The 13,789-nt window shown below is 49.9% G+C and carries 12 protein-coding genes; 6 read left to right on the top strand and 6 right to left on the bottom strand.

Going from position 1 to position 13,789, the window contains the following annotated elements; all coding sequences use genetic code 11:
- The first annotated feature begins 308 nt into the window (after positions 1–308).
- On the top strand, positions 309–2,285 hold the full coding sequence (locus tag KJS40_RS06050; protein ID WP_213539456.1) for an ATP-binding protein: 1,977 nt from the start codon (positions 309–311) through the stop codon (positions 2,283–2,285).
- A 134-nt stretch (positions 2,286–2,419) separates the two neighbouring features.
- Complete coding sequence (locus tag KJS40_RS06045) at positions 2,420–3,055, top strand: response regulator transcription factor (RefSeq protein ID WP_213539455.1); 636 nt, start codon at positions 2,420–2,422, stop codon at positions 3,053–3,055.
- Between the two features lie 79 nt (positions 3,056–3,134).
- On the opposite strand, the gene nikR is transcribed toward KJS40_RS06045, so the two are convergent.
- A complete protein-coding gene (gene nikR / locus KJS40_RS06040; protein ID WP_213539454.1) occupies positions 3,135–3,587 on the bottom strand; it encodes a nickel-responsive transcriptional regulator NikR in 453 nt (150 codons plus the stop codon).
- A 315-nt stretch (positions 3,588–3,902) separates the two neighbouring features.
- Here nikR and KJS40_RS06035 point away from each other — a divergent pair, with 315 nt between their 5' ends.
- From KJS40_RS06035 to KJS40_RS06020, 4 genes are all read left to right on the top strand, one after another.
- Entirely contained in the window at positions 3,903–4,463 is a 561-nt protein-coding gene (locus KJS40_RS06035; protein WP_213539453.1) for a YaeQ family protein, read from the top strand.
- Positions 4,464–5,491: 1,028 nt separating this feature from the next.
- The gene (locus KJS40_RS06030) at positions 5,492–7,012 is read left to right on the top strand and encodes a hypothetical protein (RefSeq protein ID WP_213539452.1); all 1,521 of its coding nucleotides are present in this window, start codon (positions 5,492–5,494) and stop codon (positions 7,010–7,012) included.
- Between the two features lie 113 nt (positions 7,013–7,125).
- Entirely contained in the window at positions 7,126–7,746 is a 621-nt protein-coding gene (locus KJS40_RS06025) for an SCO family protein (RefSeq protein ID WP_244859718.1), read from the top strand.
- Complete coding sequence (locus tag KJS40_RS06020; RefSeq protein WP_244859717.1) at positions 7,743–8,369, top strand: DUF1292 domain-containing protein; 627 nt, start codon at positions 7,743–7,745, stop codon at positions 8,367–8,369. Before KJS40_RS06025 ends, KJS40_RS06020 begins: the two co-directional genes overlap by 4 nt.
- A 290-nt stretch (positions 8,370–8,659) precedes the next feature.
- Here KJS40_RS06020 and ftsB read toward each other — a convergent pair whose 3' ends face one another.
- The 5 genes from ftsB to tadA all read right to left on the bottom strand — a co-directional run bounded on the left by ftsB (position 8,660) and on the right by tadA (position 13,568).
- Positions 8,660–8,986, bottom strand: coding sequence for a cell division protein FtsB (gene ftsB, locus KJS40_RS06015; RefSeq protein WP_213539451.1), 327 nt, complete (start codon positions 8,984–8,986; stop codon positions 8,660–8,662).
- 136 nt (positions 8,987–9,122) lie between these two features.
- Positions 9,123–10,406 carry a phosphopyruvate hydratase gene (gene eno / locus KJS40_RS06010; protein ID WP_213539450.1) on the bottom strand — a complete coding sequence of 428 codons (1,284 nt, stop codon included), beginning with the start codon at positions 10,404–10,406 and terminating at the stop codon, positions 9,123–9,125.
- A 215-nt stretch (positions 10,407–10,621) separates the two neighbouring features.
- Positions 10,622–12,316, bottom strand: a complete 1,695-nt coding sequence (locus KJS40_RS06005; protein ID WP_213539449.1) for a CTP synthase — start codon at positions 12,314–12,316, stop codon at positions 10,622–10,624.
- Between the two features lie 284 nt (positions 12,317–12,600).
- Positions 12,601–13,080, bottom strand: coding sequence for a L,D-transpeptidase (locus tag KJS40_RS06000; RefSeq protein WP_090457484.1), 480 nt, complete (start codon positions 13,078–13,080; stop codon positions 12,601–12,603).
- A complete protein-coding gene (gene tadA, locus KJS40_RS05995; protein ID WP_090457486.1) occupies positions 13,080–13,568 on the bottom strand; it encodes a tRNA adenosine(34) deaminase TadA in 489 nt (162 codons plus the stop codon). Before tadA ends, KJS40_RS06000 begins: the two co-directional genes overlap by 1 nt.
- Positions 13,569–13,789 lie beyond the last annotated feature (221 nt).

Here is a 13,789-nt window from a genome sequence, read left to right as displayed (position 1 = left end):
AACTACAAATTTTGTGTAAGAAGATTTTCTTTTATACTTTACAGATCCCGGCTGAACAGCGCAGCTAAGCACGAATTATTTCAAAGAATTCCAGCCACTCCTCTAAATAAATGGGAAACATGGCTGGGCCTATCAATTAGAAACGGCGAAAACAAACGATCTAATACAAGTCCCTGAGGGGAAGAAGCCACGTCAATAAAACAAAACCAGTACAAACAATGCCAGATTTGCGGGCTAAGCCGAGCTTTGCTGCAAGCCCGGAAAGCAAAAAAAAACGAGTGTGATTTAACAAAACGAAAAGGAGAAGCGTGCGAATAGGTGTTTTCATCAATTTCTGTCTTATCGTCACTGTATTAAGCCTAAGCCTGCTGATATTGCTTTCTTCACAGGCGCTGGGTACGCTGGATGAGATCACCGGAGCAGAGCATCAGAAAAACAGATCTCTACAGCTCGCAAACGAGTTATTCCGCAGTTCCGAAGATCTTACCAAGATGGCTCGGAGTTATGTCATCACCGGTGATCCAGTCTACGAGCAATCTTTTTTCGAAATCCTCGACATCCGTAATGGCAAACGACAACGCCCCCAGGAAAATCACCCGGTCACCTACTGGAATGTGAGCAGACCCTCCTTACCCAGTACGCTCGGGAATGCCATTTCCCTGTTGGATTTGATGCGGCGTGAAGGTTTCAGTGAACGAGAACTGGATCTGCTGCGGCAATCCCAGAAAAATTCCGACAATCTGGTCAACCTGGAAAAACAGGCATTTGCTGCCATAAAAGGGTTATACGACGACGGATATGGAAACTTCACCATACCTCGCACGCCTGATCGAAATTTCGCTATTGAACTGTTGTTCGGAGAGCGTTATACGGCGGAGAAAACCAGAATAATGGCGCCGATCAGCCAATTCATGCTTGAACTGGATCATCGCACTCAAACTACACTGACAAATTTACAGTCAAAATTCCATCAGCAAATCCTGCTGATACTTGGACTACTTTGCACCGCGCTACTCGCCGTCGCGGTCGCCGCTGTCTACATGCGCCGCAATATCCTGCGTCCGCTCGATTATCTCAGCCGCCAGGCAAGCAGTATCGCAAGGGGCAGCTATTCCACCCGCTGCGACATCGCCACGCATAATGAAATCGCCAAGCTCGGCTCTGATTTCAATACCATGGCGGAAGCCATCGAACATGAAATCACAAAACTAAAGCGGGTTGAGGAATCCTTACGCGAGCGACTAAAGGAGATCAACTGTTTTTATGCGATCCGTCGCGGGATGGAATCAGGGTCGCTGGAGGAGGTTTGCAGGACTATTTTTGTGCAATTGATTGCGGCGATGCAATTTCCTCACACTACCAGTATCAGAATCGAGCTTGACGGCAAGCGGTTTGTATCCGATCGGTATGACAGGAGCCATACATGTATACGACGAAAGCAGGTAATGGTCTACGGCGAGGCATATGGCTGGATAGATGTATTTTATGGTGAAGACCAGCCTTTTTTGCTGCCGGAAGAACAGAATCTTATTGACGTAGTTGGGGATGATCTGGGGAAGTGGCTGGAACATGAGCAGGCGGAAGCACGTGTTCTGGTAGAGCAGGAGCTTCGGGTGCGGGACGCCGCAATAAGAGAATTTGCGGCCCACGTGGAGCAGATGCGGGAAGAAGATCGCAAATACATCGCCCGCGAAATTCACGATGAACTGGGTCAGCTTTTGGCGGCATTGCACCTCGAAATTTCGCTGCTAAGTGGTGTGGAAGATAACAGAAGCGGGAAAATGGAAACCATCAGGCGTAACATGGCCGAACTGGTGGATGAAGCGGATCAGAGTGTGCGCAATGTGGCTGAGCATTTACGTCCGGCCTCGCTGGGGCTGGGAATCGTATCGGCCATTAAAAAATTGACCGATGAATTCAGGAAACATAGCGGCATAAGCTGCATGTTGCATTTGATGGAGACATCGATCGATCTGGATGAAGATCAGACGGTGGCGATATTTCGAATCGTGCAGGAATCCTTGACCAATGTGGCACGCCATGCCGAAGCAAGTCAGGTCGAAATTACCCTGTCGCAGGATGCAGATGATCTTATTGTTGAAGTACGCGACAATGGGAAAGGATTTGATTCCGCGGACGTCGCCCGGAAAAAATCATTTGGCCTGCTTGGAATGCGGGAGCGGACGACGGTACTGAGGGCGGATATCGATATTACCAGTATTCCGCAGCAGGGAACCGTGGTCAGCGTGCGTTTGCCCATAAAGCGAAATGTGGGAATTTCATAATGGCTCTCTCACGGGAGCCCTGCAAAAGCAGTCAGCTCATATCGTTGCGATCTTCAATAAAAAAGCCTTCTGTTATATACCGCGGGTGAAATAGAGCTGGCCTCCTTGGAACCGATAAGACCGATAGAATACACATGACAATCAAAGTCTTTCTTGCTGACGACCATAGGCTTTTTCGGGATGGGCTGAAACGGATTCTTGCCGAAACAACGGACATCCGAGTCGTCGAAGAAGCGACAGACGGACTCGATGCCTTGGAGAAAATGCGCCGTGGCGAATGGGATGTGGCAGTGCTGGATGTCAGCATGCCGGGCCTGAATGGACTAGAAGTACTAAAACGGATAATGGCCGATGATGCAAAGTATCAGGTACTGATGTTAAGCACGTACCATGAGGATGAATATGCGATCAGAACAATACGCGCGGGCGCATCCGCTTATCTCACAAAGAACAGTCCGACCGATCTGCTGATATCCGTGATCCGCCGTTTGGCAAATGGAGGGAAATACATAGATCCGGAACTGGCGGAGAAACTGCTGTTCGACCTGGGCCCGACATCGAAAATACCGCTGCATTCCACGCTTTCCGATCGGGAATATGACGTTCTCAAACTTATCACCGCGGGCGTATCCTTGGCCGAAATCTCCCAAAGACTGGCATTAAGCGCAAAAACCGTAAGTACTTACCGCGCCCGTATTCTGGAAAAAATGAATATGCAGAACAATGCTCAGTTAGTCCGCTATGTAACCGAACATAAATTGCTGGAATAACCGGCATGTTATTTTGATATTAAGCGCTTCCCAGCCGCTTTGCTCATAGAGCGCTTGCTCATGCGGCCGATCTCATTCATCACGCAAAAACATTGCCATGAACATGCGGTACGGAATCAGAAGAATAGCTCTCTTGGGCGATCTCAACCGGTAAAAGATGCAGTTTGCCATGCTGCACCCCTTGCATCGAAATAATATGATTGGCGAATTTTTTTACGTTCCTGATAGTTCCACTCAGGATGGTTACTTCCAGGCAATTGTCGTGATCGATATGTACATCCATCGTGGATACAATAAGGTCATGATGTCTGTGTTGTGTCGCAGTAATGCAGCTGGCCAGTTCGGGAGGGTATATATAGCTGAGCGTGGCAACGCAATGATCTTCGACATGTTCTTCCAGGCGGACGGTATCGAGTAGATCCCGTATCAGGTCACGCATGGCTTCCGAGCGATTGAAATAACCGCGCTTGTGCATTACAGAATCAAACTGCTTCGCGAGCTGATTATTAAGCGATATAGTGAGACGTTCCATGTTTACCCGCTCCAAGATATTGTTCGCTCTGGTGTCCTAAGGTAGGACTGGCTTGCAATCGGATTAAAAATATCATACTGATGAGGGGACGTCTGTCGGGGAACACTGAAATACGATGTAGGAATAAATGAATGCCTTGTCAGGGATTCCCTACACGATTAATGATAGGCTTCCAGGCGTTACGAAGATCAGTTGGCAAGTGTGTAGAATTAGAGACACCAGCAAGCATGCCGAAGATGGCGCTTAACGCGACGGCCTGATGGTTCTGCTGATAAAACATCAGGTAGCTCCAATCACACAACGACTTATATCTATATGGCTCTTGGAGCAACCATTTTTAAGGCCGATCTGCAAATCGCAGACCTGGATCGGAATTATTATCACAACCATGCGCTCACCCTCGCCCGCCACCCATCGGAAACCGATGAACGCATGATGGTGCGATTGCTGGCCTTTCTGCTGCACGCCCATGAATCACTATCTTTCGGCAATGGATTGAGCACGTGTGATGAACCCGATCTCTGGCAGAAAGACTTAACCGGCGCTATCGAGCTCTGGATAGATGTGGGTCTCCCGGATGAAAAACTCATTCGCAGAGCCTGTGGTCGTGCCAATCAGGTATGCGTTTATACATATGGTGGACGCATCGCCGACACTTGGTGGAGCCAATGCCGCAGCAAACTCGAGCAGATCAAGAACCTGACCGTGAACAATTTACCAAGGGAAGCCAGCCAGGCCATCGCAAAGCAGGCGCAACGTAACATGCGTTTGAATTGCACGATTCAGGACAGGCAGATTTGGCTGGCCGATGGGAATGAATCAACGTTGTTTGAACTGGTAAATCTGAAGAGCTTGCCGGTGACGCACCCCCGATAGTAGTCCAAGGCCGTTCTGGCAAAGTCCAGTAAATGACCTGCCCCCGAATCGGCACCTCTAAAATGGAAAATTCCCGCTCCATAGACCTGCCGGGCAAGGCATTTTCAGGCCTTATACGGTGGCGGTAAAAGTGATATCTTCAGTAACGATCTCATGACACTCATGCCCGTAGACGTCGGTGCAGTGGAACAAGCTGGATAACAAACGCGGCCAACAGGGCACTCTCCGTAAACCTGTCGGCATCAGCAAAACTTTCCTATTGTTATTACCCCCAGGCTGACGGTTCTGCTCCGTCGACCTTCCTTTTCACAGACACAATAATAAATTTTCGCAGACGCGAAAAAAATTCTTATTACTTCCATGGCTCCCTGCGACGTTACGCAGTCAGGACAGGGTTCGTTCCTGCGTTGAACCAAGTTCTGCGACGCATAGGGGGAGTGGGCATTGATGTTGTGAGAGCACCACCGATCGTAGATATGTAGACCACGCTGGCGGAACTATCGTTTGTCTGCATCGGGCTTATGAAAGTCAGTCGGTCATTGAAAATTTCAAAGCCGCCCGACTGTTGAAGTCTAATGCATTTGTCACGCCGAGATTGTTGCCGTGGGTTCCAGAGCTACGATATTTTTATTGAGTAGTCAATAAAAAGAAGACACATAAAACAGCCCCTTTCTCCCATCTCAACTTTTTGTTTAATGCATTAGAGTGACCTGCGCCACCAGGAGGTATCTGGTTGGCTGCTTTTGGACCCGTTTTTACTGACAGGAGGTCTTCAGTACTTATCCACCCGGGCTTCCAGCCCAACCTGGAGTTGACCGATCGCGCGATATTGTATCGGACACGGGCTTCAGACCAGAGATCCTCAACTATATCGAGCGATTCCATAATCTAAAAAAGAAACTGCTGAATGACGGCCTTGCTAAGGGCTGCATAAAAACGGAGGAAGCTGTTTTTGCAATCCGGATTCCTTAATGAAGGGAACAGCGTCATTCCAGATCATCATTTATCAAATCGTATAAGGGATTCAAATGACTTCAATAAAAAAAATATTTCTAGCTCCACTGGTAGCTTCATGCATATTGACACTATCGGTCGGCGAAATCCAAGCAACAGATCATATTTCTCCCTTAAAAGAAGGCAATTCACCAAGCAATGACCTTTCGAGCACCAACGCCGGCAAGATGCGGACAAGGGTCGACAGTCTGCGTGAAAAAAATGGCAAAGCGTTTGCCGACGATGACGATTACGCGGATAAGGGACGTGACCACCGGCGCGGAAAAGATGGCCCGAAATCATTGTCGCTCGGTCAACATCCTGATGTTTATAACGATCAAATACAGCCCGTCGCCACCGCAATCGACTACCACAACGGAATGATCTATCTCTTCAACTACGAAAACGACAAGTTGATTATCATAGACCCGACCACGCTCCCCGGTTGGCCTGGAAACGTTCCCTTGCAGCACACAGTCGTGATGCCCGAAGGGAAGAGGATTTATATCACTTCCGACAATACGAAGGACCATTCCTCCTATATCATCGCCTTGACCGTGAACGAGATCAATTGGGATACACGCTTGGCCTCGTTAACCGTGAATGCGGTTTTGGCAGCTGATTCCCCAAATAATCCCTCCGAGTTGCCGTTTGTCACACCAGTCAACAAGGTCCAGGCCATTCCCAACTGGCTGATAGGCAGGGGAACCCAGATTCATGGTCCCACGCTGCTCCCCTACTCCGATTTCCTCTACTTTACGGAATTTACGTCGGACAGGATACGTGTGATCAATTACAAAACGAACGAGTTTGTGAGTTTTGATCCTATCGTCATACCTGGCTACACCGAGCAGACGCATGGGGTAAATTTCAACAGATCTGGAACCATCGGTCTTGGGACAGGATACTTTTTTGACAATAGCATCATCGATATATACAAACCCAACAGGGAAACCGGTGAACTGCAGACGGTAGGTCAGATCATGCTGGGCAACGAGAAAAAGCATGCGGCTTTCACCCATTTCGTCTACTGGCTGGATGAGCGCTACGCTGTCACCGCGTCCATGCAACTGGACAAAACTTCCCTGACTCCTTCAACCACGAAAGATATCATTCCGCCTAGTGTGTGGCTGCTTGATACTCAGGAGGGAACCGCAAAGGAAATAGTCAAGTACACCAATCATGCGAATGGTCATGGCGTGTTTCGTTCTGCATCCGATATTGCGGTGGTGAACGGAAAACTCTATATCGCAGAGGAAGATACTCTTGATTACACGTTCGGAAACGATGGTTACATTTCTGTGTTCGATTTAACCGATCGAGAAAAACCGCGATTCATCAAGCGGCTTCGACCCGGCTTTGAACTACCGAAGGGATACGCCGTCGCCCACACGATCAGCCCAACGCCAGACCATCGACATTTGCTGGTGGCAAGCTGGGTTTCGGGCTATGTGCTGAAGATTGATACAGAAACCGATACTGTCGCCAAGGTTTGGGGGCCGAGTGACGGTCTGGTGAAGCCACACGGCATATTTGCCGCGGGAGGCCTTCGCTAATTTCCGGTTATCCCGCCTTATACTCGGCTCATCTGTTTTTCCCGGGATTTATCCTGGGGTTGAACAAGATGGGCCCCCCTTCTGATATGCAACCAGGATGATCGCGAATTGATATGAAGTTGAAATATATAAAAGAAATCCAATCAGGGGCATTCCGGAAGCGTTATTTTCCAGCTGTGCTGACAGCATTTCTCCTGTTTGCCCACGCCGGCATCGAAGCCGCGACTGTCATCCCGACCTCTCCGATACCTTTGCGACCGGAAATTATCGGTCAACTGAAACAAGCACAGGCGGACAAGGATACGCCGTGGCAACTGGTTGTTTTCGGTTTTACGCATTGCAAGGATGTATGCCCCACGTCTCTCGCCAATCTATCCATGCTCGTCAATGCAGCCGCGGCTGAGAAGATCAAGCTGAACGGAATCTTCGTCACGGTGGACCCAGACAGGGATACTAACGCTATTCTTTCACGCTACATCAAAGCCTTCGGGTCGGATCTTGCCTATTTGCGTTTTGAAGGTGAAGCGCTGGAGCGGTTCAAGGCCGCTTTCAGCGTCGAGACCGCTTTTTACACAAAAAATCCAGGAAATATGCAGAATTATCAGGTAGATCATAGTACTACCGCATTTCTAATCGACTCCAGAGGAAATATCAGGGTGATATTCGATGCGCTGAAGGATGCAGCTCAAATGGAGCAGATATTTCGTGAGAATAAGGCCCTGTTCGAGTCATGATTTGGCCTGTCGTACTCATTCCAATACTGATAATCGTCTCTCTCACCGCATCTGCGATGCAGATCGATGCCGATCCCCGTGTCATCGTATCGTTCATGGATAAGTCGCTTTCTCCGGAGCTCGACATTCTATCCGTGGCAACCGATATTTCCGCGGATAATCATCTCGTGTTTCAAGTCAAGACCAGGGGGGAACGGACAAAAGGGGAAGCTGGGGATCACCTCCTGCTGCGCATACTGAATGGGAAAACTTATGGTTTCCTCATTCCGATAAATCAAGAAGATGGCGATAAGGTTCTAATGTATGAAAGCGTGCTGCAGCATGACAGCACTGTATTGCCCCAGGCATTGGAAATGTCGCGTGGAAATGCCGTGCCTGTAGATTTGAATGCCAAGCGTATAGTCAACGGAGCAGAGTTTGTTCTGCCTGTCGACTGGGTCAATTTTGGTAAAGATTTTGATTTCGATGCTTATACGGTCAAGGCACACATGCAAGGGAATATTGTAGAGATCACTGAGATATACGATCAGGCAGGCAAAGGCCGTGATGGTCGCAACACATTCTCCGCCGTTACCCTGCTCAACAAACTTTGCACGCCACAACGGCTGCGATCAAGTCAGTGATTTTCTCTTTTCTATTTCCCGGCATCTGCGGGTAAAAAAGGCAGGCCGCGAATCCTGGAACTGCAAACCTTAAAATAAAGATTTGCAGTTCTTTTTCTTTAGATCTCAGGGCTTGGCTTCACCTTGAGATTATCCGGCAACCAGCGCAAGCCGGTCAATTCCAAGTCCGCTTGCCGCGCGAGGTCATCCTTCTTAAATCCGCGAAGATTGGTATTACCAATAGAAACGCCTCTTCCACCACCTCAAGAGCCAGGTCTTTGGAAATCTGAACTTTATTTTTCCGGCGACGTTTACTGCTCAGGGTGTCCTTCCCCGGCCTTGCCATCGGCATAAGTATTTTTGTTGCCATCTTCCAGTATGTGAAAAAAAGTCTCATCCTGCTTGATCATGCCCAGTTCGCTGCGGGCGCGCTCTTCAATGGCGTCGTACCCCTGCTTGAGGTCGCGCACTTCCGCATCCAGGGCAGCGTTGCGCATTTTCAGTTTCTGGTTGATTTCATGTTGCGTGATGACCTGCTGATCCACTTCCCATACTTTGAGCCAGCTACCCTTGCCCAGCCATAACGGGTATTGCATCAGAGCAATCAGGGCAGCGAATATTAAGCCCAGTACTTTCACCCGGATACCCCTAGAGACCATCCTTTATCGTAAAAGCGGCGATCCTTTTCTTGCATGGGCGCCGCCTTCAATTCCAGAATAAGCTAAATCAATGTCCGAGCCCGGCTGAATCGAGATATCGAAACCTGGATAGCCATTATCTTAGTTGATAGAACGCGTCTCGCCCGGGATAGTTGGTGGCATCGCCAAGATCTTCCTCGATACGCAGCAACTGGTTGTATTTTGCGAGGCGATCAGAGCGGGAAAGCGAGCCGGTCTTGATTTGCAGCGCATTGGTAGCAACGGCGATATCGGCAATGGTGGTATCTTCGGTCTCACCGGAACGATGCGAAATCACTGAGGTATACCCTGCACGCTTGGCGGTTTCTATGGCAGAAAAGGCTTCGGTAAGCGTCCCGATCTGGTTGAGTTTGATAAGCACGGAATTGGCGATACCCTGCGCAATGCCTTCTTTCAGGATGCCGGCATTGGTCACGAAGATATCGTCCCCCACCAGTTGCACGGACTTTCCGAGCCTGCTGGTAAGCAGCTTCCACCCATCCCAGTCGTGCTCGCTCATGCCGTCTTCAATGCTGAGAATAGGATACTTGTCTACCCATGTGGCGAGATAATCGGCAAATTGCCCCGAATCGAGGCTCAAGCCGTCCGATGCCAAATGATATTTGCCATCCTTGAAAAATTCGGAACTGGCGCAATCCAGCCCGATAGCCACATCCGGGCCCGGTATATAACCAGCTTTTTCTATGGCCTCCACAATAAGTTGCAGCGCGGCTTCATTATTAGCCAAATCGGGCGCAAACCCGCCCTCATCGCCCACGGCAGTATGCATGCCCTTGCTGTCGAGCATGCCTCTCAGGGTATGAAATATTTCAGCGCCCCAGCGCAAGGCTTCCCGAAAGCTCTGCGCGCCGAGGGGGATTATCACGAACTCCTGCATGTCAATATTGTTATTGGCATGCGCACCACCATTGATGACATTCATCATGGGGACAGGCATGGCCATTGGCCCCGCGCCACCCAAATATCGGTATAACGGCAGCCCGGACTCCTCCGCTGCCGCTTTTGCCACCGCAAGCGACACCGCAAGAACCGCATTGGCGCCGAGTCTCGATTTGTTGCCCGTGCCATCCAGGTCGATCAGCGTCTGGTCGATAAAACCCTGGTCCATCGCGTCGAGACCCATCACAGCTTCGGAAATCTCGGTATTCACATTTTCCACCGCTTTCAGCACGCCCTTGCCAAAATAGCGCTGAGTATCCCCGTCGCGTAATTCGACCGCCTCTCTAGTGCCGACGGATGCGCCGGAAGGCACGGCCGCTCGTCCGAGCACGCCGGATTCAAGCAATACATCCGCTTCTACGGTTGGGTTTCCGCGTGAATCAAGAATCTCGCGGGCGATGACATCTACAATTGCACTCATGCTATTTTTCCCTGGGTCATTTATTTATAAGTTATCGAAAACTGTTTTGCTAGGTATTCAGCTTGCCGAACGATGGTCTGAGGAAAAATAAGTCACCACTGACTTATTTGCTTGAACCCGAATATCGGACGGTTCCAATTTTTATTTTGATTTACATCACGTGGGTCTTCAGTTGGGGAGAAAAATTGTGCCCCGAATCAGGGACAAGACCGAATTTATTGGTTGGCGCTTATGGCGGTGTCTTTCGATTTATTGTGCGTTAAAGCTTCGGCTGCCGTGCATTTGCCCGCGAAACGGGCAGCTGCCTCGATAAACGCCGTGAACAGCGGATGCCCCGCTTTGGGAGTGGAAGTAAATTCTGGATGGAACTGGCAGGCGACAAACCAGGGATGCTCGGCTTCCGGCAATTCAATCATTTCACATAAACCGTCTGCTGCCGATACAGCACTCACGCGCAGTCCAGCCTGTTCCAGACGGGGAATATACTCATTGTTGACTTCATAACGATGACGATGGCGCTCGATGATTTTATCCGCCCCATAAATTTTCCGGACAAGCGATCCTTCCTTGAGTAAACATTCCTGCCCGCCCAGGCGCATGCTGCCGCCGAGGCCCGACTCTGTGCTCCGAACTTCAAGATGACCTTCGCGGGTGCGCCATTCGGTTGTCAAGGCAATTACGGGATAAAGCGTATCGGGATTGAATTCGGTGCTGTGCGTGCCTTCCATATCCGCCTTGTCACGGGCATACTCTATTACAGCCAATTGCATGCCCAGGCAGATGCCGAGATAAGGGACCCGGTTGATACGGGCATAGCGGATAGCCATGATTTTGCCCTCCACCCCACGCTTGCCGAAACCACCGGGAACCAATATCCCATCCATGTGCTTCAGGCAATCGGTTCCTTCTTTTTCGATAATTTCAGAATCCATATAATGGATCTTGATTTTGCTCTGGGTATGAATGCCCGCATGAATCAATGCTTCCGATAGCGACTTATATGACTCCGTCAGATCCACGTACTTACCGACCAGCGCGATTTCTATTGTTCGTTGAGGATTCTCCAACGCGTGCACCAGTTTTTTCCAGATGCCCAGATCTGCCGCCTTGGCGAGCATATTCAGCTTGTGGCAGACGATTTCATCCAGCATTTGTTCGTGCAGCAACGCCGGAATTTTATAAATACTGTCTACATCCAGCGCCAGAATCACCGCTTCTTCACGAACATTGGTAAATAGTGCGATCTTGCGGCGTTCCTCCGGCGGTAACGCGCGGTCAGCACGGCATAGCAGCACATCCGGCTGAATGCCGATTTCACGCAACTCTTTTACAGAATGCTGGGTTGGCTTGGTTTTCAATTCTCCCGCGGATGGGATATAAGGCAGTAACGTAAGGTGGATAAAGCAGGTATCCTCGCGAGGGAGCTGCACCGCCATCTGGCGGATCGCTTCCAGAAATGGTAGCGACTCGATGTCCCCAACCGTCCCTCCGATCTCGACGATGGCTACCTGTGCATTGGCGGCCCCGGCCCTGATGTTCAGCTTGATTTCATCGGTGATGTGCGGAATGACTTGCACCGTGCCACCCAGATAATCTCCCCGCCGTTCTTTTTTTATTACGCTCTCGTAAATCTGACCGGTAGTGAAATTATTGAGCCTGCTCATGCGCGCGGTAATGAAACGCTCGTAATGACCAAGGTCGAGGTCGGTTTCCGCCCCATCCTCCGTAACGAACACCTCTCCGTGCTGAAACGGACTCATGGTTCCCGGATCCACGTTGATATAGGGATCCAGCTTGAGCATCGTAACCTTGATACCGCGAGTTTCGAGGATAGCTGCAAGCGAGGCCGCAGCAATGCCTTTTCCCAAGGAAGATACTACGCCACCTGTTACAAATACATACTTTGTCATGGCTGCTTATGATACCGGAAAAGGTTCATTCGAACAAATTGGCGACAATGGTAAAGCGGCTTTTACCGGAAAAACAGCTTGATAGCTCAGCGGTGTAATTAGACGCGCTCTTTATTACAGCACGTGTGTCCGGTCGAATCTGATTCATCGGGAGTAAAAACCAGAGGCGCAATAACTTTGCCAGTGGAGCGGAAAGGGTGACGTTCCTGTCCGGCAGGCTGCCAGATAGTTTCAACCGCCCCCCGGTTTCCCTGCCATACGCTCCCGGATTCCAAACCAGAACGTCAGCCTTTGATATCAACCTCTGTTCCAGCATTCACCAGGTCAAACAATTCAAGTAAGTCACGGTTATGCATGCGGATGCAGCCGATGGAACCGGGTTTGCCCATTTCTGCGCTATCCGGGCTCCCATGGATATAAATGTAGCGGCGCATGGTATCGACTTTACCCATACGGTTAAAGCCCGGTTCACAGCCGGAAAGCCAGAGAATGCGGGTGAGAATCCAGTCGCGACCTGGATATCTCGCACCTAGTTCAGGGGTATAGATTTCGCCGGTGGGCCGGCGTCTGATAAATACTGTGTTGATCGGCTGGCTCGTTCCGATTTTGGCACGAATGATGTGCTTGCCAAGCGGAGTGCAAAAACTGCCATACTCCTGCCCTACCCCATTGACGGCTGAAGAAATTTGATATTTCCGGATGATATTCTGATTCTCGGCCCATAGATCAAGCTCTTGTGATGGAATACTGATTACAACTCTCATCAGCAACTCTCATCAGCATGGCGTTTCGCTGCTGTCTTGCGGCGTTTCCCAAAAAAAAGCTTCAACTTTCCCGCTCCCTCTTCCGCCAGAATATTCCCGGTCACCTGCATATGGTGGTTAAGCCGTATCTCCGCCGGCAAGTCGATCACGCTCCCGCATGCCCCTGTCTTAAGGTCCACTGCGCCATAAACCAGCCGCGCGATACGGGCGTGAAAAATTGCGCCCACACACATGACGCAGGGTTCCAGCGTTACATAAAGGGTGCAATCCGCCAAACGGTAATTACCCACATTTTTTGCCGCATTCCGCAACGCCATCACCTCCGCGTGCGCCGTTGGGTCCGCTGCCGAGATTGGGCAATTGTAACCACGTCCGATGATGACTCCATTGCTCACCACCACGGCGCCCACCGGCACCTCGCCTGCCTCTTCCGCCTGTGCTGCAAGCTCAAGCGCAGCGCGCATGAAGTCGGAATCATTATTGTTCATGACTGCTCACGTATCAGGTTACCGTAAAAATTCTCGGCGGGTAAGAATGCACCTTGATATTTCATATCGTACTACTTGTAATGCATGCTGGGCATTATGCAATAGAGGAGGCGGCTACCAGGGTTTCTTGCTATTTGAAGCAAAATAGTCTATGAAAATAATAATGTTAGTTAATACTGGTCAAGCGGTCCCGGTAAACCTTGAATAACCTTTCAGGAGAT

The sequence above is a fragment of the Nitrosospira sp. NRS527 genome (assembly GCF_018406445.1).
Lineage (GTDB): Bacteria > Pseudomonadota > Gammaproteobacteria > Burkholderiales > Nitrosomonadaceae > Nitrosospira > Nitrosospira briensis.
This window is presented reverse-complemented; position numbering and strand designations above follow the sequence as displayed.